This is a genomic window from Limimaricola soesokkakensis (assembly GCF_900172345.1).
GTDB lineage: Bacteria > Pseudomonadota > Alphaproteobacteria > Rhodobacterales > Rhodobacteraceae > Limimaricola > Limimaricola soesokkakensis.
Map to the genome: position 1 here is coordinate 1 of NZ_FWFY01000005.1, position 21,924 is coordinate 21,924.

Below are 21,924 nucleotides of genomic sequence, written 5' to 3' on the forward strand. Positions count from 1 at the left end.
TACCGGACGCCCGACATCAGCGGGCTGATCGAAACGGTGATCGGCGCCGACGGGGCCACGAACGCCGCCCTGGCCTTCATCGTCGCGGGCAGCGGCAGCCGGGTGGCGAGCAGCTTCGACAGCGGCGGCGCGCCAGAGTTGGTCCTCGTGCTCGACGACGGAAGCGCGCTCACACTGTGAGCCCATGCATGCGCCCCCGGCCGGAAGAGCGGCCGGGGGCGTATGGCGGGGCGAGGACGAACAAGGCGGTCCAAAGGGCTAACGGTAGAGCCGCAAGAAGGTGCTGATGACGGCCGCTCTCGGGTGCCCATCTTGATAGCGGTTGGTCGACGTCGGATCCGCTGGCCTTCCTGAAATTCGTCCTGGCCGCCGACGACGGCTCTCGGATCATGGACCCGCTCAGAGTTTTCCAAGCGCTGCGAAAACCCAAGGTAGCACTCGCACAGCTCGAATTGCAGTTGCACGTGCCATCGCGCTTAAAGGGCCGTTTAGCCAATCGGAGCCGTCGCTCCTGAATTTCCGCGGCTATCCGTGCAATGCCATTCGGAAGCGTCACTCCTGCGCGACCACCTGCCTGCCCCGCCACAAGATGAAGGCACCCGACAGAACAATCAGGCCAGATCCAACGAGTATCGAGAGGCTCAATTCCTCGCCGAAGACTGCCATTCCCAATGCCACGCCGAAAAGCAGCCGCGTGTATCGGAACGGCGTGACGGCAGAGACCTCTCCCGTCCGCATCGCCTTCATGAGAAACGCGTAGGCCGCCACACCAGACAGTAGCGCCCCCGTCAACGAAAGCGACACCGCAACGCCGGGCAAGGCGAAGGGCGCAGCCTCCCAAATCGAGTACATCGCGCCGGCCACCACGACCGATAGGAACCCGTACAGGCCGAGGATCGACGTGCTGAGCGATGCCGGCGCCGCTCGGCTGGCCAAATCACGACCTGCGAAGCCGATCATGCCGATGACGGCCAAGATCGAGAGCAGGGAGAATCCCTCGGTCCCCGGCTGGACGATGACAACGACACCGATCAGGCCGATCGTGATGGCGGCCCACCTGCGCCAGCCGACCTTCTCGCCGAAGATGAGTGCTGCTCCGGCGACCACGACGACCGGGGTGGCCTGCAGGATCACGGTCGCCGCGGAAAGCGGGATCAGGGAAATAGCCAGGACGTAGAACAGGCGGCCGGCAATCTCGAAGCAGATACGGATGCGCATCGGCCGCGAAATGGCGTCCGGCGTGAACAACGGCTCGCCGTTCAAAAGCGCGAGACAGGCAAACAAGATTGCGCCGCCCGATCCGAAAATGATCAGGATCTCACCGACCGGCAGGACTTCGGACGCGGACTTCACGAATGAATCTTCTACGGCGAACGCCGCCATGGCGGCGACCATCCAGACACAGCCGATAAAGTTGGCTGTAGAAGAGGTGTTGGTTTCCGTTTTCATGAACATCCCGCGACAATCACTTAGTGTCCGTTGGATGCTTCGAATTAGACAGTCAATGGGTTGTCTTTGCCGCTGGTGTCTTGACGGGTTCGGGTAGCAAGTGAGGTCGCTAGAGCTCGCGAAAAGACGGAAGGACAGTCCCAACATCGATGGCACTGTCGCTTGCAAGATGTCGATTGCGGCCTCGTCGCGGACCTGTTCGACGCCCTATCGGAGCTTGCCGAAAAGCTGTGAGGCCTTAGCCGATGTGAAATGGCCCGGCGCGGGAAGCCCCCGCGACGGGCCATTTCACATCGGCTCCGCTGGACTCTGATGAACTTCGTTGCGCTGCTGCCGATCTCGTGGACACGACAATCAGGTCGCGACCACGGGACAGAGCCGCGTTCCTGATGGATGCCCCTTGGGCCAAGCTTTGAACTGATGCGCCGTCGGTCCAAGGAGATAGGTTTAACGGCTTGAACGCCAGGCTCGGCGCTCAAGCCGCTACCAGCGCGCCAAACTCCCCCATGGATCATCGGGCAGAGCGTCTCCCTTCGACAACGAAGGCTGGGGGGTCAACTCCCTCCGCGAAGGCCATCCTTCGGGCGGTAGAGAACCCGTCTCAAGCGCCCGACCATGCCTGCGTCGCTCTCGCGCTCTTCGGCCAGCATACGCTCCCTCGCTTCGTAGATCTCGACCTCTCGTCGGAGATCGGCCACCGCGGCTTCCGCAATCGCGAGCTTGGCTTTCAGGTCGTCGATGTCGTGGCGGTTCTCCGGTGCCGCCGCCGGACTCCAATGGATCATCTCGGTCTCCAGCCGCCTCTCGGGCGGTTGCCGAGCGCTGGGTCATTCCGATGCCCGGCATCGAAAAACCAACCGCCGAGAGCGCGTTTCGATCCCGCCTGCCTGCTGAAATTCAGATGGTCGCGCATCAGCCTCGGCGATGCATAATGCGTTTGAGCCGCGCCACGCGCCCAACTTTGCCGTCCCGCGCCTTTTCTTCGGCCTCCGCCGCCGTCCGCGCCTCGAAGATCTTGGTATCGCGATACACATCCGCCGGGGCCTCGACGATGCGAAGCCTTTCTGTGAGCAACGGCGATGTCGTTCCGGTTCTCGACCACCGGGGTCGACTCGGTTCGCTATGCCCTCCCCCCTTCAAATACCGGGCTTATCGACAGCCACAGGTGCAGTGCAGAGCGCCAGCAAAGCCGCGCCCGAAGCAACCCCAGATTGATATCCGGCACCGATCTGCGAGCGCCTCAACGCCACGCCCCGGAAATGCCGGGGCAGCCGAACATCGGCCAAAGTCTTCCAACGAACCTGATGGAGGCGATGCAGTCAGGCGCCAAGGATGTGCCGTGGAAATTGCGCTTCAGCGCGAACTTGCAGAGCCGGGCGAGGTCTTGGCGCCGCGTGAAGCCTCCTCACCATTATCCCGTTCCCCTTTCCAAGCTGACATGGCGCACCATCTCGAGAATCCAGCCACAAACGAAGTCGGGAACGAATTATGCCGAGCAACCGCGACGAGAAGATCCGCCAACGCGCCTACGAACTCTGGGAGCGCGACGGCGCCCAACACGGCCGCGATCAGGATTACTGGCACGAAGCTGTCGAACAGATCGACGCGGAGGAACGTGCTGAAAAGAGCCCGAAGAGCGCCCCTGCACGCAAGCGCAAAGCGGCCAAGGCGCAGGCCGTCGAGGGCGACAAGTCCGACCGAGGATCCGCGCATGCCGACGACGCGTCGGCTGGCGTGGCACCGAAGAAACGCGGGCGCCCTCGCAAGACCGACGCGGGAGGGAGCATGACCGCTCCGGCCAGGCGCCCACCTCAGGCATCGAAGGCAGGCAAGGAATAGCCCCTCAAGCCGTGCTCCAGCTGAAGCATCCCGCAGGCACGCCAGAGCCGCTGACCAGCATCGCACCGCGCCGGTAGAACCCCCAGCGGTTCTCCGGCGCGACGTCGAGGATCACCACGCCCATCGCCGGATCGGCCCAGACCAGCTTTGCATCCAACTCGTCGATCGCGTTGCGCACGGAGAGCGCCTCCACGCCGGGTCGAAAGACGACGGCCGTCAGCGGCTGGTCCGGCGACGGCCGCATCGACCAGACGCCGGCGCCGGCCGTCGTAGCGGTCAGGGCGAGCATGGCCGCCACCGAGCGTCCGCTGCCCGGACCGCCCCGCTTCATCACGACCCAGCCCGCCGCCATGGGCGCCAAGCCGAAAACGAAGAACCACATCAGGTCCCAGAGCATCGGGTTCGGACTGTCGAGCTTGATACGATGGATGCCCAGCACCCAGTGCGAAAGCACGCTGTCGAGCACATGCCAGCCACCGAAGCCGAGGAGCATCGCGCCGACCAGTTGGGCGCCGGGAACGCCGCTTCCACGCCCGTGGGCCCGCCAGAGGCCCCAGAGCGCCACGGCGGCGAGCACATACATCAGGAGATGGAAATAGCCATCCCAGAGGATCTGCAGGCGCATGTCGTCGATGCCCGGCACGAGGCTTAGCAGGTGATGCCATTGCAGGATCTGGTGCAACAGGATGCCATCGAAGAAGCCCCCCAACGCCAGCCCGAGCAGACTTCCGTATCCGATCCAGTGCCTCGATGGCATGCGCGGCCTCCGTCCTCTTGTGGCGGGATAACCGGGCCTCACGGGGCCAGTTCCGTGCGTGGCGAGATCGCCACATATAAGGCGATACTGCGGCGGCGCCCCATTCTGGCCCCATTCCGGCGCTTGGAACGAAGGTGTTCGCACCCGAGGTTTCCGTCTAATGATCGCACCCGTTTCCGGTCGCCAGAGCTTCTACATGCAGCTGATCGAGCTTCGCCAACTGTTGAACCAAGAGCGGGTCGAACGACTGCGCGAAGAACGGCTTGAGCAGCTGCGCGCCGACGCGACACGACGGCTCAGGGCAGAGGAGGCGGGGTCGCAGGGAACAAGGCGGAAAGTGGAGGCACCTGACGCGGTGCATGGCGCCGAGTGGGCATGGGGCGGCCCCCAGATTATCTCCAGCCTGGGCCGGGTCGAGGCAGCATCGCGTGCGACCGCCGCGCAAGTCTACGCGCTCAATGCCCGGCAGGCCGCGCATTGAACTGTCGACGGCGGGATGAAAACCGGCCACGCGGCGAGGTGCTAGGTAACGATAGCCGCTCGGCTACTCTCGCGCCTATGTCCCGGCGGTGCGGGTGGACCGGAAATCCGCCTTGGTCGCGACCGTCGACGAGCTTGTCGGAGCGCTCGATCTAGACCGGACCGAGCGGGTGAAGCTGCACCAGGCCGCCTTGGATGCGGGTTTCAATCTCGACCTGCCCGACGATTTTTGAGACGCTTCGATTATGCCCACGTTGATCCACACCGGCTGCGACAGCGAGAAGGAGGCGCGCAAGATCGCGCGGGCGCTCCTCGAACGCCGCCTCGCCGCCGCCGTTCATATCCGCAAGATCGACACGCTCTACCGCTGGGAGGGCGAGATCCACGACCATCTCGAATGGCGGCTGGATATCAAGACGGTCGAGGCGCGCTGGAACGAGGTGGTCGCGGCCATCACCGAGCTGCACAGCTACGAAGAGCCCGCAATCTTCTCGACCCGCATCCACCGCATCACGACCGGCGCGCTCGACTGGCTCGAAGAGAACTGCGCCGAGTGATCGCGGGCGACGGCCCCCATCCATGTCTCCCCTGACAAGTTCGCACCGAACAGGAGCGAGTGGGGCACGGTCAACGTCTCGTAGTTGATATCAGCCGAGGGCGGTGCGCTCGTCGAGATGCAGGCAGGGGTAATGAGCGAGGACGGATCACTTCCGATCCGGATGGCACCTGACCGAAGGGAGCACCGCTTCGGTGTAGGTTCCTCTCTCGAACGGTCAGGAGAGTGGATTCATTGTCGACCCCAGCGCTGCAGCAAAGAAGAATAGCCCGGGCCTAGTGAAGGGCAGGAAGGGCAACTTGGGCTGTCGAGGCCCTCGCCAATTTCTTCGATCGCGAACTGCGGTCCCACCAGAAAGGAGGCTTCGACGATGAGGGCGACGTTCGACGCGGACCATCTGCTCGAACTCCTGGCCCTTTCGGAAACCGCGAGGACACGCCGACCGACCTATGCTCAACTTTTTGATCCCACCCTCTGGCGCGCCGACATGGAGGCCACGGGGCGCGCTGCAGCGGTAGAGGGGCTTCGCACGGATGAATGTCCAAACCTGACCATCGACGACCTCGACTGCACCAGAATTCCTCCGGGGCTGATGCTCGCTGGTGACGAAGGTATCTATTTCATGACGAACGCGGTCTCCGCGGAAATGGAGGCGCTCCGCGCCTATGGCCGTCATGTCGCCTACGCTCGCGAGGCCGATCCCACCTGGATGCCATGCAAGGAGGTGCGGCATGCCAAGCATGCCATCTTCGGCCAAGAGGACGGGGTCGAGTTCCTCGGAGCGGAGGAACTGCGAAGGGGGCTCGTGCCGGGTTCGCTCTACGAGGTCCACATTACTGCCAAGGCAATCGTCCTGCCGAGCTCGAAGGGGGCCTATAAGAAAGCGTTTTGCCCTGACCGGCATCTCCAAACAGCGATACGCGATACCCGCCGCTAACCTCCCAACACGAGAAAGTTTCGATTGGGAGAAGCTGGAGGGGCGTGCCGCAGCGACTTCGAACTTCAGGCGTTCGATCCCGCCAGCTGCAGGGCGTGGATGCAATTATCAAGAGGCAGCGGCAAATGCCGCCCGAAGAGATGAGTCTATCGAGGTGGGCGGAGAATTTCAGCGGGGGCAGGACTCTCTCGCCACATGCCGTTCCCTCGAAGGGCAGGGCCAGCCGAATATTGCTCGGCTAGCCCCCATGAACAGCTCAGAGGAAATCCAGATTACTGGGCATTCGCCTCGCCGTCAGCGTCGACGTCAGCGTCGGCATCGCCGTTAGCATCGGCATCGACATTGGTATCGGTATCGGCAGACTCGTCTTCCTGACCTTCAGTATCCAGACCCGTGTCTTGCTCCAGGTCAGTTTCTTGAGTCTCTTCGTCGCCAGCGCCTTCTTCGAGAAGCTCGCCTTCCTCTTCGTTGCCTTCTCCTTCGGAATCCTCGCCTTCCTCGATGAAGCCTTCGGTTTCCGTATCATTCGGATCGATTGCGGGTTCGTCCTCCTCGACCGCGTCCCGCTCCTCATCGTCCTCCGAGGCCGAACGGGACTCGGGATCGGCCACATCGGGCGAGGGAATGGGTTCGATGACCACTACACCGTCAGCCACGCCCTCGGGCACGGCGAACATCACCATCACCGGCGTCCCGTCGCGCATCACCGGGGCATCCACATCGGTCATCTCCGGTCCGAAATCGAAGGTGCCGTTGTCGTTGCTTTCGACATGCAACATGGCCATCAACTGAGTTCCGGCAGGCAGCGCCTCCGGAATGGTCACCGCCACATCGGCATTTTCGCCAGCAGTTACCGAGGCATGCCCCAGTGCTTCACCGGCCGTGCCATCGGCAGCGACGGCATGCACGACGATGTAGCCGTCCTGCAGCGCGGTGATGAGCGGGAAGGTCACGGTGGTCTGTCCGTCCACCATCGACATCTGCATCATCGCGTCATCGGTGACCACGATCATCGTTTCGTCATCCTGCGCCAGGGCTCCCCCGGCCATAAGGGCGGAGAGGGCGGCAGCGCTTGCAAAGGCCTTGATCATCGGAACCTCCATGATGAATCTGCGCGCATAACTCGCCACAGCCAGCTTGGTTCATCAGGACGCTCGGCATGGTCATCGCCGGCGTGGCGCGCCGATCAGCAGCGCGCTCGCCTTTCCAAGGGACGTCTGAAGATCAGCGAAGGCTTGCTCCGTCGCCCGCACCGAGGCCTGTCTCTGATCCCGGCTGCGGCTGCGCCCCGTCTCGCTACCCGGCGACCAAGGCTGGAAACGCCGTTGGCTCAGCACCAGCTCCGCGCCGGGCGGATCCGCGTCCTGGCTTCCATTCTGCGCGATGCGTGGCGGCAGGTTGCCCTCGGAGATCCGGACGCCCTCGAAACCTGCGCTCGCAACGGCCTCTGCCAGCGCGATCTCCAAGCGCCAGAGGTTGCCAACTTCCGGTTCGGGCCGTGCCATGGCTTCCAGTCGCACGGCCAGAACCTCGGCTCGCATGAAGGTCGAGACAGCGCGTCACACTCTTTCGGCATGGCTGAAGGCTATCGCCCAAACCCCTGCTCTACCGTATAGTTTTTAGCCTACTTGATGATGAATAGCTCCATTTTCATTTGCCTCGATGGATAGCTGACGTGTTTCATCAGACCCTCTCTGGAGAGATTCCGGAACGGTAACCCATCCAATCCGATGTCGCACCAAAAGTGGAATGGAGGCCCCACCTCCCCTCCGCGCCCTTAAGAACAAAAGGGCTGTCGTCTGTTGCCTCCCCTCCCCTACCGCCTTGGCAAGAGCCGCTCACCCATTGCAGGCGCTTTCAAACGACCGTATTCCAAAGCCTGATCTATTTGTAATAGGGGCGTACCATGGCGCTTGTGGGCTATGCCCGTGTCTCGACCGACAGCCAGGACACCGCCGGGCAACGACGTGAGCTGAGAGCCGCCGGCTGCACCGAGATCCACGAGGAGTTCGCCTCGGGCGCCGCCCGCGCCCGCCCGGTCCTCGCGAAACTCGTGGCCAGCCTCGGGCGCGGTGACGTGCTGGTCGTCGTGCGCATCGACCGCTTGGCGCGCTCGCTGTCGCATCTCTTGGAGGTCATCGAGACGCTGGAGGCCAAGGGCGCGCATTTCCGATCCCTCGGCGACCCGATCGACACCACCAGCCCGCAGGGCAAGTTCACGCTGCAGATCCTCGGCGCCACGGCGGAGTTCGAACGCGCGCTGATCCGCGAGCGGACGCTGGCGGGGCTGGCCTCGGCGCGCGAGGAGGGCCGCATTGGCGGCAACCCCGGCCTGCGCGACCGCGACCCCGAGGCGATTGCCAAGGTGCGCCGCGCGCGGGACCGCAGCTACTTCGACAAGCTCAATGGCGAGGCGCAGCACTGGCTGCCTGCCGTTCGGCAGTTCCGGCCACGCCTGCCCTGGGAAGACGTCGTGCGGATCATCAACAGCCGGCATCCGGGCGCGAAGCCTTGGACAGTCGAGCGGCTGCGGCGCGCGGCGAGGCGCTTCGTGAAGGACGGGCTGCTGGACAGGGCCGTGCTCGACCGCGCCCCGCCCGCACAGAAAGATGACCGGATCCTCGCGATTATCGCCGGCATCAAGAGCTCGGCGCCCGAGATCACGCTGAAGGAGATCGCAGCGCGGCTCGAGACGATGCGTGAGCCGACGCCGCGGGGGCGTTCCAAGTGGGCAACGTCCTCGGTCGCGCATCTGCTGGAACGGGCCCGACAGGCGGGGCTGATGGACGAAGACATCGGCGACCGTGACTGAGACAGTGGTATCTGGATGCTTCGGGTCGACATCCTGTCAAGTTCGGTTAAGCCTCCCAGGCATGGCGTCTTCTTCGAGCTAGGCCTCCATCGCCGCCCTTTTAACATGATCGCTCTTGATCCGACGTGCGCCCACGTCCCAGAAAAGCCCCGTCATGAGCCGCAGCGCATCGCGGCAGACCGGCTTGAGCACGTGCTCGTCGGGTGCGTGCTGCGAACACCCGCGATAGGAATGCGGCACCCAGACGGTCGGCAGGTCAAGGATCTCGGAGAAGCTGTCGTTCGGCAACGAGCCTGCAAGGTTCGGCAGAATATGCGGTGGCTTGCCGGCGGTCCGCTCCAGCGAGGCGGCGGCAAATCGCACCCAGGGATGATCCGGATCGAGCCGCGTGGCCCGAAAGAAGCCCCGGTCATGCGTCGTGATCGTCACCGCCTCGAAGCCGTGCCGGTCGAGATGGCGTCGCAGCGCTGGCAGAATGTCCTCGGGGTCGGTGCCAACGACGTAGCGTAGCTGGCATGTGGCCCGCGCCCGGGCCGAGATCGCGTTCACCGGTGCCTCGGGCACGCCCGAAGTCATGGCGAGCACCGCGAAGCTGTTCCAGCCATAGGCACGCTCCGCCGGGGTCAGGCCCTCCTCGCCCCACTCCGCGTCGATCGCCGGACCAGCCTCCACCTCGACCGGCAGACCGTTAAGCGCGGCACGCACTCGGTCGGTCAAGCTGTCGGGTCGCCATTCGGGGATCTGGATCTGACCGCGACGGTCGCAGATCGTTGCCAGCGCATGCGACAGGATCATCGCCGGATCGGCTAGCAGCCCTCCCCAGTTGCCGGAGTGATGCGCGCCGTCGCGCAGGTCCAACGAAAGGTCGAAGCTCACCCCGCCGCGCGAGCCCATGAACAGCGTCGCGGTGTCGGCCTGCAGACGCGGACCGTCGGAAGCAATCAGCACGTCGGCCCTCAACCGCTCCTTATGCGCCGCGAAGAACTCGGGCAGCCCGGCCGAGCCGGTCTCTTCGCTCATCTCGATCACAATCTTGGCGTTGAAGCCAAGCGCGCCCTTGGTTGCGATGAGTGCCTCAAGTGCGGCGATGTTGATCAGGTGCTGCACCTTGTTGTCGGCGGTGCCGCGCCCATAGAGCCGGTCGCCCTCCTCGACGAGCCGGAACGGCTGCAGCCCCTCGCGCCATTGGTCGGTCTGAGCGCGGATCACGTCGCCATGGCCATAGGTCAGCACCGTTTCGAAAGCCGGGTCCTCGATCCGCTCTCCCACCAGCAGCGGGCCGCCGCGCGGTTCGGGATTGTCAAAGATATTGCAGGCGAAGCCCGTCGCTTCGAGGCGCGGGCGCATCGCCTCCTCGAGATAGCGGCGCAGTTCCGGCGCCTGCTCGGGGTTCTGGCTCTCGGTCTCGTAAGCCACGAGTTCGGCGAGGTCGGCCTGAAACCGGCCTCCGTCGAAATACTCTTCGATGTGGGCGATCGCGGCGTCGCGGGTCATGCGTCTCTCCTTGTCTCGGCGACTGCGTCGCCCCAGGGCGACATGATCTCGGTGCAGCCCGAATTGCGGTCGCCCTCGCGCATCACCCCGGCCGGGCAGGCGAAGGCATAGGGGAACACGGTGCGCCGCGTCGTGACGACCGGCTGCTCTGTCTCCAGCGCGGCGATCACTTTGGGCGGCAGGCTGTCGTCGGCGACCACCGTTTCGCCGCCCGAGACGTCGATGCGTGGGTGATGGAAGGCCTCTTCTAGCGACATGTCGTGATCGGTGACGAAGGCCGAAAGCTGTGCCACCGCGCCGACGATCTTGCGTCCGCCAGAGGCGCCGAAGGCGAAGCGGCGACGCCCGGCCTCGCCGATCACCGGGCAGACATTCATCAAGCAGCTCTTGTCGGGGCCGAGCGAATTGGGGCGGCCTTGCACCGGGTCGAACCACATCAGCCCGTTGTTCATCAACAGCCCGGTCGAGGGCGACACGACGCGGCTGCCAAAGATCGACAGCAGAGTCTGTGTCATCGCGACCATGTTGCCATGACGATCGACCACCGAGAAATGCGTGGTGCAGGCTGGCGCATCGGGGCTCTCGCCTTCGTCGCCCATGGTGTCGAGCCGCTTGGCATAGGCCGCCTTCAGCGCGCGCGCATAGGCGCCGAAAGCCTCGGGGCCCGGGCGCGTCTCCTGCGGCATCGGCAACAGCGCCAGCGCGTCGCGGAAGGTCGGCCCGGCGGTCAGGCGCGGCGTTACGTGAAAGCAAGCGCCGCCACGCTCGAAGACCAGCGGATCGGCGAATTCGGCACGGTAGGCGCGCAGGTCGTCATGGCGCAGGCAGCCGCCCTTTTCGGCCACGTCGCGCGCCATCGCCGCGCCGACTTCGCCGTCATAGAGCTCGCGCGGGCCTTTCTCGGCGATCTCGGCGAGGGTGGTGGCCATGGCGTCGAGCGACAACCGCTTGTCCGACAGGCTGGTCCAGCCGGCGATGGTCGGCCATTGGCCGTCCTCGAGGAACAGTGCAGCCGCGTCCGGGTCGCGGGCCAACGACCGCGTAGAGGAGGCGATCATCAGCGCAGCGTACCAGTCGACCGGCAGACCCTCGCGGGCGACTTCCACCGCCGGCGTCACCAAATCGCGCCACGGTATACGGCCGAAGCGGGCATGCGCCTGCCCCACCCCGTCGACCACGCCGGGTACGGCGATCGCGGTCGCGCCCTCGACGTTGCGGTCCGCGATCACGGCATCCCAAGGAAACAGGTCCCCCGCCTTGCCGGTTCCGGCGAGCGGGTAGTCGGCGGGGTCGAGGCCCATCGGGGACCTCATCCCGTAGGTCAGCGCTTGCGCCCGGCCCTCATCGGCGCGCCAGATCATCATCGCGCCACCGCCCGCCGGACCGCTCATCCATGGCTCGAGCACGCCGATCGCGAAGGAGACGGCTGTGGCCGCGTCGACCGCGTCGCCGCCGGCGGCCAGCACCTCGGCCCCGATCTGCGCGGCGCGGCGGTTCTGGGCCGCCACCACGCCATGCTCGGTCTCGACCACCGGTTTTCGAACCAGCTGGCTCCACGAGAGGCTGGAGATCATGCCACCGCCCTCCCCCGCGAGTCGTCGTAGAGGTGGCATTCGACATGCCCCTCGGGCGTCGGCAGTGGGCGCGGCGCGACCTGCGCGCAATGCGGCATGGCGCGGGCGCAGCGCGGGTGGAAATGACAGCCGGAGGGAGGGTCGATCGGGTTGGGGAATACCGCGCCAAGCTGGGTGTCGGGCACTCCGCGCCCCGGCTCGGGCGTCAGCACCGAGGAGAGCAACGCCACAGAATAGGGGTGGCGCGGCGTATCGAACAGCTCGCCGACGCTCGCCTCCTCGACGATCCGGCCGAGATACATCACCGCCACGCGGGTCGCGAGGTGCTCGACCACCGCGAGGTTGTGGCTGATGAACAGGTAGGTCAGGCCGAACTCCTGCCGCAGATCGCCGAGAAGGTTGAGGATCTGGCTCTGCACCGAGACGTCGAGTGCCGAGGTCGGCTCGTCGCAGATTACGATCTCGGGCTTCATGATCAGCGCCCGCGCGATGGCGACGCGCTGGCGCTGGCCGCCCGACATCTGGCTGGGATAGGTGTTCATCACCCGCGCCGGCAGGCCGACGATGTCGAGGATCTCGCGTACCGCCCGGTCCCGGCTGGCGGCATCACCCACCTTGTGTACCCGTAACGGCAGCGAGACGATGTCGGCGATGCTCTTGCGCGGGTTGAGCGATGAATAAGGATCCTGAAAGATCGGCTGGATCCGGCGGGCGAGTTTGCGGCGGTCCTGCCCGTCGAGACGCTCGCCATCGACCAGCACCTCGCCGGAGCTGGGCGCCTCCAGACCGAGCAGCACCTTGGCGAGGGTCGACTTGCCGCAGCCGCTCTCGCCCACCAGCCCGAGCACCTCGCCCCGGCCGAGCTTGAGCGACACGTCGTTGATCGCGGTGAGCGGCTTCGGCTCGCCGAACATCCCCTGCTTGACCGTGTAGGTCTTGGTGACGTTGCGCAGTTCGAGAACGGGGGCGTCGCTCATGCGGGAACCTCGCTTGCGGCGCGCTGGCCGTCTTCGTGAACACAGAGAATGCGCTGCCGCCCGGCATGCCGGGTCCGCACCGGGATCTCGCCGCGGCAGGCGGGGACCGCCTCGGAGCAGCGGGTGCGGAACGGGCAGCCCGTGACCTCGCCGACGAGGCTGGGCACGATGCCGGGGATCGTGCCCAGCTTCGCGCCGCGCGCGGTCTTGCCGGGGACCGGGATGCAGTTAATCAGCCCGCGCGTATAGGGATGGGTCGGCGCGTTGAAGATGTCGGCGGCGGGACCGGTCTCGACCAACTCGCCGGCATACATCACCGCCACCTTGTCGGCGATGCGGGCGACCACGCCGAGATCATGGGTGATCAGGATCATCGCCATGTTCATCTCGCGCTGCAGATCGACCAGCAGCCGCAGGATCTGGGCCTGGATGGTGACGTCGAGCGCGGTGGTCGGCTCGTCGGCGATCAGCAGGTCCGGCTCGCACATCAGCGCCATCGCGATCATCACCCGCTGGCGCAGCCCGCCCGAGAGCTGATGCGGATACTGACCCAGACGGCTTGCCGCCGAGGTGATGCCGACCTTTTCCAGCAGCGCCACCGCACGGTCGCGGGCGGCGGCGCGGCCGACCTTCTTGTGCAGCAGCAGCGCCTCGATCAGCTGGTCGCCAATCGTGTAGGCGGGGTTGAGCGAGGTCATCGGCTCTTGAAAGATCATCGCCATGCGGGCGCCGCGCAGCCGCCGCATCTGCCGGTTCGAGGCGGCGATCAGGTCGGTACCGTCGAAATCGGCGCGGCTGGCGCGCCGGCTGATCCGCCCGCCCAGAAGTCCCATCAGCGCCAGCGAGGTCAACGACTTGCCCGAGCCGCTCTCGCCCACGATGCAGAGCGTCTCGCCCTTCATCAGCTCGAAATCGATGCCGCGCACCGCGTGCAGCGTGCCCGAGGCGACGGGGATGTCGATGGTCAGGCCGCGCACCGACAGCAGGGGTTTGTCCGTCATCGGTCAGCTCCGGTTTTCGGGGGCGGTGACGTCGCGCAGCCCGTCGCCCATCAGGTTGATCGCCAGCACCAGCACGAACAGCACCGCGCCGGGAATGAGCACCAGCCATGGCTCGAACAGCATCATGTTCTTGCCCTCGCTCACCATCAGGCCCCAGGAGGGGGTGGGCGGCTGCACGCCGAGGCCGAGGAAGGACAGCGCCGCTTCCAGCAAAATCGCATGCGCCATCTCCAGCGTGACGACGACGATCAGCGCGTTGAGGATGTTGGGCAGGATCTCGGTCAGCAAGATGCGCGGAGTGGAACAGCCGATGGCCCGGGCGGCGGCGACGTATTCGCGCCCCCGGACCTGCAGCGTCGAGGCGCGCATCACCACCGCGAAACGGTCCCACAGCAGCAGCCCGAGTACACCGATCACCACTTCGAGCGACCCGCCCAGCACCGCGACCACGGCGAGCGCCACCAGCGTCACCGGCATGGCGAGCCGGACGTTGATCAGGAAGGTCACGACCATGTCGACCCGGCCGCCAAAATAGCCGGCGGCGACGCCCATGGCGGTGCCGATCAGCCCGGAAATCAACGCCGCCACACCGCCGATCAGCAGCGAGACGCGGGCGCCGTAGATCAGCCGCGACAGGTAGTCCCGGCCCAGATGGTCGGTGCCGAGTACATGGTCCCAATCGCCGCCCATGAAGACCGGACGCTCCATGCGGGACATCAGGTCCTGCGCATAGGGATCATGGGGCGCGATCAGCGGCGCGACGAGCGCGATGGCGAGCAACACCAGCAGCGTGATGGTGCCGATCAGGAAGCCTTGATGACCGAAGATCCGACGACGCAGCATCTGTCCCGGCGTCGGGCCGGTGATCTCCTCGAGCAGCGGGTCGCGCGGGGCGGCTGCGGTCGCGGTGGCGCGGGGCATTGCGGCGCTCATCAGCTGCTCCTCATGCGGGGATCGAGCCAGGCGTTCAGCACGTCGGCCAGAAAGGTGAAGACGATGTAGAAAAGCGAGAAGACCAGGATCAGCGCCTGCACCGTCGGCAGGTCGTTTCGGCCGATCGATTCCCAGGCGAGATAGCCCGCGCCGTGCAGCGCGAAGATGCTCTCGACCACGATCGAGCCGCCCAGCATGAAGCCCATCTGCACCGCCGCGAGGCTGACCACCGGGATGATCGCGTTCCTGAGCGCGTGCTTGAACAGCACCAGCCCCTCTGGCGCGCCCTTGGCCCGCGCGGTGCGCACGTAATCGGCGGAGAGCACCTCGAGCATCCCGGCGCGGGTCAGCCGCATGATCGCGGGCATCGCGTAGTAGCCCAACACGATCGTTGGCAGGATGAAGTGACGCCAGCTCTCGGCGCCCGAGGCGGGCAGCCAGCGCAGGTTGATCGAAAAGACGACGATCAGGATCAGTCCGAACCAGAAGCTCGGCATCGCCTGCCCCGCCACCGACAGGAACAGCGCGACCCGGTCGATGATCGAGTTGGGGCGGATCGCGGCGAGCACGCCGAGCGGCACCGCCAGCAGCAGCGCGAAGCTGATGCCGCAGACCCCGAGGATCATCGTCACCGACAGGCGGTCGGCGATCAGGTCGGCCACCGGCAGGCGGAAGTAGTAGCTTTCACCGAAATCGAAGCGCAGCGCCGAGGACAGCCAGTCCCAGTATTGCAGGAGCATCGGCCGATCGAAGCCGTAGAGCTTGCGGATCGCGGCGATGTCGTTCTCGTTCGCGCCTTCCCCGGCGATGGCGATCGCGGGATCGCCCGACAGGAACAGCAGGCTGAAGCTGATGAAGGAGACGGTCAGCGCGACGAGCACCGCCAGGCCGAGCCTTCGCAGGATGAAGCGGAGCACAGGGGGGCACCTTTCGGATATGCGGGCGCGACCGGACTGGGGTCCGGCCGCGCGGGAGAGGTTACTTCCAGCTCATCTCGTGGAAGCGCAGCACCTCGTCGGCGGTGGGCGCGTAGCTCACCTCGTCGGTGAAGACATAGTTGGTGTTGTAGGAGAACATCGGTGCCCAGTAGGCCTGATCGGCAATCCGCTGCAGCGCCAGCGCGTAATGCTCCTTGCGTACCGCCGGGTCGGTCGAGCTGTCGGCGATGTCGAGATCGGCCAGCACCTCGTCGTCACGGGCGTCGTCGAGCTCGCCATGCTTGAAGAACTGGCTCACCATCGCCGAGGCGTCGTTGACCGAGAACGACCCCCAGGTCTGGAACGAGATCGGCACCTCGCCCTTCATGTTGAGATCGCGCAGCGCCGAGTATTGCAGCATCTTGAAGTCGGTCTCGATGCCCACGGCGTTGAGGTAGCTCGCGATCGCCTCGGCGAATTCGCGGTCGCGATAGGCGTAGAACTCGGTCTTGAAGCCGTCGGGATAGCCCGCCTCGGCCAGCAGCGCCTTGGCCTTCTCGGGGTCGTACTCGTATTCGGTCACGTCCTGCGCGCAGCCGAATTGCGACGGGAAGCAGGCGGTGTGAATCGGCGTCGACTTGCCCTTGAGCAGCGCGTCGACCAGCGTCTCGCGGTCGAGCGCGTGATTGACCGCCTGGCGCACCTTGAGATCGGTAAAGGGATTGTCGGCGCCGGAGCGACCGGCCGCGTCCATCGCCAAGTAGCCGACCCGCATCGTGCTCTCGTTGGAGACCACGAAATCGCCCATCTGCTCGATCCGCTCGGCCTGGTCGGACGGCACCTGCCAGATCAGGTCGAGCGTGCCGTTGAACAGCTCGGCAAGCTGGGTGTTCACCTCGGGGATCGTGCGGATGTCGATCCGGCCGATCTCGGGCTGACCCTTGGGTCCGTCGTGATACTCGGTATTCGCCTCAAGCACGAAATGCTTGCCCGGATCGACGCTGACCACCTTGTAGGGGCCGGTGCCGATTGGCGCGGTGCCCATGCCGGTCGGCCCGACCTCGGCATAATACTCGTTCGGGTACATCGATACCGGGCCCGAGAGATACTCGATCGCCGCCGGATAGGGCGCCTTGGTGTGGATGCGGACAGTATAGTCGTCGATCTTCTCGGCGCTCTCCATCCAGTTGACGTTGTTCTGGGTGACGGCACCGTTGGCCTCGTCGGCAACGAAGTTCACCGTGTAGACCACGTCGTCGGCGTTGAAGGGCTCGCCATTGTGGAAGCTCACGCCTTCGCGCAGCTTCAGCTCGAGCGTGGTGTCGTCGATCCATTCCCACGAGGTGGCGAGGTTACCAACATACTCGTTGGTGACCGGGTCGCGGTAGATCAGTCCGTCCCAGATTGCGCGTTGCAGCACCACGCCCTCGCGAGCCGAGTTGTAGTAGCTGTCGACGCTTTCGAGTTCCTTGGTGAAGGCGACCCGCAGCGTGTCGTCGGACTTGTCGGCGAAGGCGCCTCCGGCGGAAAGCGTCAGCGCCGCGACGGCGGTCCCGAGAAGATAGCGATTCATCAGTGTCTCCCTGTGACGCGGCGTTTGCGCTTGCGCACGGCCGCTTATAAGTATTACATTGTGATACTTTTTATCTTATTATGATTTAGATAACCAAATGCTCGGATGGCCCGTCAAGCCCCTTGTGGCCAGGCCGGCGTAACCTCGGGGACGGAATGACTAGAAAGACGGACACGCTCTACGTGAACGCGCTCGCCAAGGGGCTGCAGGTGCTGCGCGCCTTCGACGAAGCGAACAGCGAGATGTCGCTGAGCCAGATTGCAGCGCGCACCGGTCTCGACAAGAGCGCGGTGCAGCGGCTCGCCAACACGCTGCATCTCGAGGGGTTTCTCGAGAAGGACTCCGGTACGAGGCGGTTTCGGCCCTCGCATGCATGGCTCGAACTGGCCTATGCCTATTACTGGTCGGACCCGCTGGTCCCGCAGGCGATGCCCAAGCTGATCGAACTGTCGCAGCAGATCGGCGAGACCATCAACATGGCCGAGCTGTCCGGCGAGCACATCATCTACGTCTCCCGCCTGCCGACCAAGCGCAGCTACTTCGCCGCCACGATCATTGGCCGCAAGCTGCCGGCGCTCTCGACCTCGGCGGGTCGTGCGATCCTGTCGACATGGCCCGAGGCGGAATGGCGCGCGGCGGTGGCGGACTGGCCGCTCAAATCCTTCACCCCGCGCACCACGCTGGACCGCGACGAGATCGCCGACAGCATCGCGCGCATCGCGCAGGATGGCTACGCCATTTCATGCAACCAGATGATCCTCAACGAAATCGGCCTCGCCGCGCCGATCTGGGGCCCGGACGGCCGAGCGCGGGCAGCAGTGCAATGCTCAGTCTCCTCCTATCGCTGGGACGAGGACATGCTCCGCGAGAAGGTGCTGCCGGTTCTGCTCGAAACCGCGAACGCCATTTCGCCCATGGGACAGGGCTGACCGCAGCGTTAAGCAACGCGGGAAACAGGTCGGAGAACCTGATTTCCGAAACAACATGGCACACCGGCTCTAGAGCGCTTTGCATCTAGTACCAGCGCTTCGACCCCAGCTTTCGCGCCAGAACTGCCACCTCCTTCTGTGTGCTGATGCCGAAGCGCAATTTTGGATGGCTCCCTCTATTCGCCTGACTGCACCGCCTCGATCGGCTTTTCCCGAATGACGTCAGTCGGGGTCCGGTAGCGCCGGCCTGTCGGAGGCTTTGGCTAATGCGGCGCGAAGCCATCAGCAAAGGGTGGTCCGTGGACTTGGATGCGACGAGGGTGGCGGTCACCGACCAGTTGCAGGCCGCAGCAGGCTTCGGATCGGCATTGGCGACGGCAATCCCTTACGCCCGAGGGCCGGGTACGAGAAACACCCGTTCAGCTTTCGAAATGCCTCCTCACCACGGCCCGCATCGACATCGACGCTGCGGCCGTTTACCTCTTGTTTTCAACTATAATAGCGCGGAACGACCGCGAATTCAGCCGCGCCAGGTCCGGATGGGCCCCGAGTCGATATGGGTGAAATCCGAGCCGTGGTAGCGCCCCACGCCACCGACCTGCAGCCATTCCGCGATGTTCGCCACCTCTTCCGTCGGAATGCCCGCAAACTGGATGTCTGCGGCCCGCCGCCTCATGTGATAGCTGTTGGATGCGGCGCCGCCCCCCCGGCTTTGCAGAAGCCGCGTGGTTTGCGGCGTGCGGAAACCCGAGAGCAGGGTGATCTGGCCCGAATGCCCCTGCCGCCGCACCGCATCCGAGAGCGCTGCCAGCCCCCAGTAGATCCTCGGGTCGATGCTCGGGGCCTCCCCGTCGCGCCAGTCCCGGAACAGCCAGTCCAGCCGCTGCAGGGCGCGCCGATCGGTGCGGCCGTTCTTCATGAACCGCAGGGCCGTCCGCTCCCCGGTATGCGCATTCGAGATGTCGAGGTAACTGTCCCCTTTGGGAAACACGAAATCCAGCCGGGAGCCGGAACGCGTGGGCGGGGGGAGCTTCTCATAGCCGCGGGCGGCACAGCCTGACAGGAGCGGCGTGGCAAGGCCCGCCCCAAGAGCGCAGACAAGCTTGCGCCGTGTGACGCGGCCCGCGGGCGGGCTTACTGTGTTCATGGTTCCTCATCACTGCTCGGCCCCGTTTCCCGGGGTCTCGAAGGCGACGCTGTTGAGAGCGCCTCCCATATGCAAAGCATGCGACAGGCCATGACGCCGAGCAAGACCGATTTGGGGAGGTCGGGCCGAGACGATGCCGGATCGCAGCGGCGGTCTCGTCCTCGGGGCAGGACACTGCCCGGACACTCCCTCGTTCAAGCAGGCGCTGGCCCCGCCGGCGACATTTTTTGCAAACCCGACATCGGAGAAACCGTTGGTGACGTCGTCCTTCCGTGGCCTTGGAAGCTCGAAAGCAAGGCTCCCGCACATCGCGGCCTCGTTCAACTGTTCCACGAAATATCAGCTCAACCGGTCGTTTGCCCGGTCCTGTCTCCATACGCTGTCAACGAAATTTACTAGGCTTGAAAGGGTGAGTAAAATCTTTTACTAAATCCCGCGACTTCTCTCCAGGTTGTGTGACTTCTCACCGGAAATCCGTATTCCAGAGATGAGGAGATGTGCGCTGGGACGTTTTGGCCAATGAGCCAGCCGGTCTTGGAGGAGACCCGCAGCGCACCCGAACCGGAGGAAAAAGCTCGTGATGAATATCGAAGCCAAGCCCGGCCGTGCGCCCCATGCGCCTGCACAAGACATGGCGGCCCGCGCGCATATCGACGCCGAGACCTATGAGCGGATGTATCGCGAAAGCATCACGGACTGCGATGGTTTCTGGGGCGAGCAAGGCAAGCGCCTTGACTGGATCAAGCCCTTTGAGGCGGTCAAGAACACGGATTTCACCCTCGGCAAGGTCTCGATCGAGTGGTTCCGGGACGGAACACTGAACGTCGCGCAGAACTGCATCGACCGGCACCTCGCGACCCGCGCCGAGCAGACCGCGATCATCTGGGAGCCCGATGATCCGGCCGATCCGGCCAAGCACATCACCTACCGCGATCTGCACCGCGAGGTCAGCCGGCTCGCCAACGTGCTCGAAAGCCTCGGCGTCAGCAGGGGCGACCGGGTCGTCATCTATCTGCCGATGATCCCCGAGGCGGCCTATGCGATGCTCGCCTGCGCCCGGATCGGCGCGATCCACTCCGTCGTCTTCGCGGGCTTCTCCCCCGATGCGCTGGGGGCGCGGATCAACGGCTGCGACGCCAAGCTCGTGATCACCGCCGACGAGGCGCCGCGCGGGGGCCGCAAGACGGCGCTCAAGACCAACACCGATCAGGCGCTGTTGCACTGCAACGAAGGCGTGAAATGCCTGATGGTGCGTCGCACCGGCGCCCAGACCACCTGGGTCGAGGGCCGCGACTTCGACTACGGCGCGCTGATGGCCGAGGCCGAGGACCATTCCGAGCCCGCCGAGATGAACGCGGAGGACCCGCTCTTTATCCTCTACACCTCGGGCTCCACCGGCCAGCCCAAGGGGGTGGTGCACAGCTCCGGCGGCTACCTCGTCTACGCGGCGATGACCCACCAGATCACCTTCGACTACCATGACGGCGACGTATTCTGGTGCAGCGCCGATGTCGGCTGGGTCACCGGACACAGCTACATCGTCTACGGGCCCCTGGCCAACGGGGCGACCACGGTGATGTTCGAAGGCGTGCCGACCTGGCCGGATGCCTCGCGCTTCTGGGAGGTCTGCGAGAAGCACAAGGTCAACCAGTTCTACACCGCCCCCACCGCGATCCGGGCCCTGATGGGGCACGGGGCGACCCCGGTCGAAAAGCATGATCTGAGCGCGCTGCGCCTTCTGGGCACGGTGGGCGAGCCGATCAACCCCGAGGCCTGGAACTGGTACAACGAGGTGGTGGGCAAGGGTCGCTGCCCGATCGTCGACACCTGGTGGCAGACCGAGACCGGCGGGCACCTCATCACGCCGCTGCCCGGCGCGACCGCGCTGAAGCCCGGATCGGCCACCAAGCCGTTCTTCGGTGTGCAGCCGGTGGTGCTCGACCCGCAATCGGGCGCCGTGATCGAGGAAACCGAGGCCGAGGGCGTGCTCGCCATCGCCGACAGCTGGCCCGGTCAGATGCGCACCATCTGGGGCGATCACGAGCGGTTCGAGCAGACCTATTTCTCGCAGTACCCGGGCTACTACTTCTCCGGCGACGGCTGCCGCCGCGACGCCGATGGCGACTACTGGATTACCGGCCGCGTCGACGACGTGATCAACGTCTCGGGTCACCGCATGGGCACGGCCGAGGTCGAGAGCGCGCTGGTGGCCCATGCCAAGGTCGCCGAGGCGGCGGTCGTCGGATACCCGCACGAGATCAAGGGGCAAGGCATTTACTGCTATGTCACGCTGATGAACGGGGTCGAGCCTTCGGAGGAGCTTCGCAAGGAGCTTCGCCAGTGGGTCCGGCAGGAGATCGGCCCGATCGCCAGCCCCGACCTGATCCAGTGGGCGCCCGGCCTGCCCAAGACCCGCTCGGGCAAGATCATGCGCCGCATCCTGCGCAAGATCGCCGAGAACGACTATGGCAGCCTCGGCGACACCTCGACGCTGGCCGACCCCTCCGTGGTGGACGAGCTGATCGACAACCGCATGAACCGGGGGTGAG

The 21,924-nt window shown here is 65.2% G+C and carries 22 protein-coding genes; 9 read left to right on the top strand and 13 right to left on the bottom strand.

Annotation, left to right across the window (positions count from 1 at the left end; genetic code table 11):
• Window positions 1–180: hypothetical protein (locus LOS8367_RS19040; RefSeq protein WP_165761434.1), on the top strand; the 180-nt coding region annotated here is incomplete at its 5' end.
• Between the two features lie 372 nt (window positions 181–552).
• Here the strand turns inward: LOS8367_RS19040 and LOS8367_RS09675 are convergent.
• Complete coding sequence (locus tag LOS8367_RS09675; protein ID WP_085896509.1) at window positions 553–1,449, bottom strand: DMT family transporter; 897 nt, start codon at window positions 1,447–1,449, stop codon at window positions 553–555.
• Window positions 1,450–2,003: 554 nt separating this feature from the next.
• Window positions 2,004–2,234, bottom strand: coding sequence for a hypothetical protein (locus LOS8367_RS09680; protein ID WP_085896302.1), 231 nt, complete (start codon window positions 2,232–2,234; stop codon window positions 2,004–2,006).
• A 703-nt stretch (window positions 2,235–2,937) separates the two neighbouring features.
• Here LOS8367_RS09680 and LOS8367_RS09685 point away from each other — a divergent pair.
• Window positions 2,938–3,288 (top strand): DUF2934 domain-containing protein, encoded by a 351-nt coding sequence (locus LOS8367_RS09685; RefSeq protein WP_085896303.1) that lies wholly within the window; start codon window positions 2,938–2,940, stop codon window positions 3,286–3,288.
• A gap of 4 nt (window positions 3,289–3,292) precedes the next feature.
• Here the strand turns inward: LOS8367_RS09685 and LOS8367_RS09690 are convergent, their stop codons facing one another.
• On the bottom strand, window positions 3,293–4,045 hold the full coding sequence (locus LOS8367_RS09690; RefSeq protein ID WP_085896304.1) for a DUF2243 domain-containing protein: 753 nt from the start codon (window positions 4,043–4,045) through the stop codon (window positions 3,293–3,295).
• 160 nt (window positions 4,046–4,205) lie between these two features.
• Between LOS8367_RS09690 and LOS8367_RS09695 the strand changes: the two genes are divergently transcribed.
• From LOS8367_RS09695 to LOS8367_RS09705, 4 genes are all read left to right on the top strand, one after another.
• Window positions 4,206–4,526, top strand: coding sequence for a hypothetical protein (locus LOS8367_RS09695; protein WP_085896305.1), 321 nt, complete (start codon window positions 4,206–4,208; stop codon window positions 4,524–4,526).
• An 88-nt stretch (window positions 4,527–4,614) separates the two neighbouring features.
• Window positions 4,615–4,758, top strand: a complete 144-nt coding sequence (locus tag LOS8367_RS19045; RefSeq protein ID WP_165761435.1) for a hypothetical protein — start codon at window positions 4,615–4,617, stop codon at window positions 4,756–4,758.
• Window positions 4,759–4,770: 12 nt separating this feature from the next.
• Window positions 4,771–5,082 carry a divalent-cation tolerance protein CutA gene (gene cutA, locus LOS8367_RS09700; RefSeq protein ID WP_085896306.1) on the top strand — a complete coding sequence of 104 codons (312 nt, stop codon included), beginning with the start codon at window positions 4,771–4,773 and terminating at the stop codon, window positions 5,080–5,082.
• Window positions 5,083–5,451: 369 nt separating this feature from the next.
• The gene (locus LOS8367_RS09705; protein ID WP_085896307.1) at window positions 5,452–6,018 is read left to right on the top strand and encodes a DUF3085 domain-containing protein; all 567 of its coding nucleotides are present in this window, start codon (window positions 5,452–5,454) and stop codon (window positions 6,016–6,018) included.
• Window positions 6,019–6,290: 272 nt separating this feature from the next.
• Here the strand turns inward: LOS8367_RS09705 and LOS8367_RS09710 are convergent, their stop codons facing one another.
• Both LOS8367_RS09710 and LOS8367_RS09715 read right to left on the bottom strand, forming a co-directional pair.
• On the bottom strand, window positions 6,291–7,109 hold the full coding sequence (locus tag LOS8367_RS09710; RefSeq protein ID WP_133056309.1) for a DUF7282 domain-containing protein: 819 nt from the start codon (window positions 7,107–7,109) through the stop codon (window positions 6,291–6,293).
• Window positions 7,110–7,181: 72 nt separating this feature from the next.
• On the bottom strand, window positions 7,182–7,559 hold the full coding sequence (locus tag LOS8367_RS09715; protein ID WP_085896309.1) for a hypothetical protein: 378 nt from the start codon (window positions 7,557–7,559) through the stop codon (window positions 7,182–7,184).
• 365 nt (window positions 7,560–7,924) lie between these two features.
• Between LOS8367_RS09715 and LOS8367_RS09720 the strand changes: the two genes are divergently transcribed.
• Window positions 7,925–8,830, top strand: a complete 906-nt coding sequence (locus LOS8367_RS09720; RefSeq protein WP_085896310.1) for a recombinase family protein — start codon at window positions 7,925–7,927, stop codon at window positions 8,828–8,830.
• A gap of 78 nt (window positions 8,831–8,908) precedes the next feature.
• Here the strand turns inward: LOS8367_RS09720 and LOS8367_RS09725 are convergent, their stop codons facing one another.
• The 7 genes from LOS8367_RS09725 to LOS8367_RS09755 all read right to left on the bottom strand — a co-directional run bounded on the left by LOS8367_RS09725 (window position 8,909) and on the right by LOS8367_RS09755 (window position 17,299).
• Complete coding sequence (locus LOS8367_RS09725) at window positions 8,909–10,324, bottom strand: M20 family metallopeptidase (RefSeq protein ID WP_085896311.1); 1,416 nt, start codon at window positions 10,322–10,324, stop codon at window positions 8,909–8,911.
• Window positions 10,321–11,898 carry a gamma-glutamyltransferase gene (locus tag LOS8367_RS09730; RefSeq protein WP_242665549.1) on the bottom strand — a complete coding sequence of 526 codons (1,578 nt, stop codon included), beginning with the start codon at window positions 11,896–11,898 and terminating at the stop codon, window positions 10,321–10,323. The genes LOS8367_RS09725 and LOS8367_RS09730 overlap by 4 nt, the downstream gene beginning before the upstream one ends.
• Window positions 11,895–12,875, bottom strand: coding sequence for an ABC transporter ATP-binding protein (locus LOS8367_RS09735; protein ID WP_085896312.1), 981 nt, complete (start codon window positions 12,873–12,875; stop codon window positions 11,895–11,897). Before LOS8367_RS09735 ends, LOS8367_RS09730 begins: the two co-directional genes overlap by 4 nt.
• Window positions 12,872–13,876, bottom strand: coding sequence for an ABC transporter ATP-binding protein (locus tag LOS8367_RS09740; RefSeq protein WP_085896313.1), 1,005 nt, complete (start codon window positions 13,874–13,876; stop codon window positions 12,872–12,874). Before LOS8367_RS09740 ends, LOS8367_RS09735 begins: the two co-directional genes overlap by 4 nt.
• A 3-nt stretch (window positions 13,877–13,879) precedes the next feature.
• The gene (locus LOS8367_RS09745) at window positions 13,880–14,809 is read right to left on the bottom strand and encodes an ABC transporter permease (RefSeq protein WP_242665550.1); all 930 of its coding nucleotides are present in this window, start codon (window positions 14,807–14,809) and stop codon (window positions 13,880–13,882) included.
• Window positions 14,809–15,726 carry an ABC transporter permease gene (locus LOS8367_RS09750; RefSeq protein WP_085896314.1) on the bottom strand — a complete coding sequence of 306 codons (918 nt, stop codon included), beginning with the start codon at window positions 15,724–15,726 and terminating at the stop codon, window positions 14,809–14,811. Before LOS8367_RS09750 ends, LOS8367_RS09745 begins: the two co-directional genes overlap by 1 nt.
• Before the next feature lie 61 nt (window positions 15,727–15,787).
• Complete coding sequence (locus LOS8367_RS09755; protein ID WP_085896315.1) at window positions 15,788–17,299, bottom strand: ABC transporter substrate-binding protein; 1,512 nt, start codon at window positions 17,297–17,299, stop codon at window positions 15,788–15,790.
• A gap of 155 nt (window positions 17,300–17,454) precedes the next feature.
• Between LOS8367_RS09755 and LOS8367_RS09760 the strand changes: the two genes are divergently transcribed.
• Entirely contained in the window at window positions 17,455–18,228 is a 774-nt protein-coding gene (locus tag LOS8367_RS09760; RefSeq protein WP_085896316.1) for an IclR family transcriptional regulator, read from the top strand.
• Window positions 18,229–18,748: 520 nt separating this feature from the next.
• On the opposite strand, the gene LOS8367_RS19375 is transcribed toward LOS8367_RS09760, so the two are convergent.
• A complete protein-coding gene (locus LOS8367_RS19375; protein ID WP_085896317.1) occupies window positions 18,749–19,375 on the bottom strand; it encodes a YcbK family protein in 627 nt (208 codons plus the stop codon).
• 580 nt (window positions 19,376–19,955) lie between these two features.
• On the opposite strand from LOS8367_RS19375, the gene acs reads away from it, so the two are divergent.
• Window positions 19,956–21,923 carry an acetate--CoA ligase gene (acs, locus tag LOS8367_RS09770; RefSeq protein WP_085896318.1) on the top strand — a complete coding sequence of 656 codons (1,968 nt, stop codon included), beginning with the start codon at window positions 19,956–19,958 and terminating at the stop codon, window positions 21,921–21,923.
• The last annotated feature ends 1 nt before the right edge of the window (window position 21,924 follow it).

Bases quoted from the DNA above. Each gene is read 5' to 3' on its own strand.
- LOS8367_RS09675 (WP_085896509.1), bottom strand. From the start codon at position 1,449: ATGAAAACGGAAACCAACACCTCTTCTACAGCCAACTTTATCGGCTGT.
- LOS8367_RS09680 (WP_085896302.1), bottom strand. From the start codon at position 2,234: ATGATCCATTGGAGTCCGGCGGCGGCACCGGAGAACCGCCACGACATC.
- LOS8367_RS09685 (WP_085896303.1), top strand. From the start codon at position 2,938: ATGCCGAGCAACCGCGACGAGAAGATCCGCCAACGCGCCTACGAACTC.
- LOS8367_RS09690 (WP_085896304.1), bottom strand. From the start codon at position 4,045: ATGCCATCGAGGCACTGGATCGGATACGGAAGTCTGCTCGGGCTGGCG.
- LOS8367_RS09695 (WP_085896305.1), top strand. From the start codon at position 4,206: ATGATCGCACCCGTTTCCGGTCGCCAGAGCTTCTACATGCAGCTGATC.
- cutA (WP_085896306.1), top strand. From the start codon at position 4,771: ATGCCCACGTTGATCCACACCGGCTGCGACAGCGAGAAGGAGGCGCGC.
- LOS8367_RS09705 (WP_085896307.1), top strand. From the start codon at position 5,452: ATGAGGGCGACGTTCGACGCGGACCATCTGCTCGAACTCCTGGCCCTT.
- LOS8367_RS09710 (WP_133056309.1), bottom strand. From the start codon at position 7,109: ATGATCAAGGCCTTTGCAAGCGCTGCCGCCCTCTCCGCCCTTATGGCC.
- LOS8367_RS09715 (WP_085896309.1), bottom strand. From the start codon at position 7,559: ATGCGAGCCGAGGTTCTGGCCGTGCGACTGGAAGCCATGGCACGGCCC.
- LOS8367_RS09720 (WP_085896310.1), top strand. From the start codon at position 7,925: ATGGCGCTTGTGGGCTATGCCCGTGTCTCGACCGACAGCCAGGACACC.
- LOS8367_RS09725 (WP_085896311.1), bottom strand. From the start codon at position 10,324: ATGACCCGCGACGCCGCGATCGCCCACATCGAAGAGTATTTCGACGGA.
- LOS8367_RS09730 (WP_242665549.1), bottom strand. From the start codon at position 11,898: ATGATCTCCAGCCTCTCGTGGAGCCAGCTGGTTCGAAAACCGGTGGTC.
- LOS8367_RS09735 (WP_085896312.1), bottom strand. From the start codon at position 12,875: ATGAGCGACGCCCCCGTTCTCGAACTGCGCAACGTCACCAAGACCTAC.
- LOS8367_RS09740 (WP_085896313.1), bottom strand. From the start codon at position 13,876: ATGACGGACAAACCCCTGCTGTCGGTGCGCGGCCTGACCATCGACATC.
- LOS8367_RS09745 (WP_242665550.1), bottom strand. From the start codon at position 14,809: ATGAGCGCCGCAATGCCCCGCGCCACCGCGACCGCAGCCGCCCCGCGC.
- LOS8367_RS09755 (WP_085896315.1), bottom strand. From the start codon at position 17,299: ATGAATCGCTATCTTCTCGGGACCGCCGTCGCGGCGCTGACGCTTTCC.
- LOS8367_RS09760 (WP_085896316.1), top strand. From the start codon at position 17,455: ATGACTAGAAAGACGGACACGCTCTACGTGAACGCGCTCGCCAAGGGG.
- LOS8367_RS19375 (WP_085896317.1), bottom strand. From the start codon at position 19,375: ATGAACACAGTAAGCCCGCCCGCGGGCCGCGTCACACGGCGCAAGCTT.
- acs (WP_085896318.1), top strand. From the start codon at position 19,956: ATGAATATCGAAGCCAAGCCCGGCCGTGCGCCCCATGCGCCTGCACAA.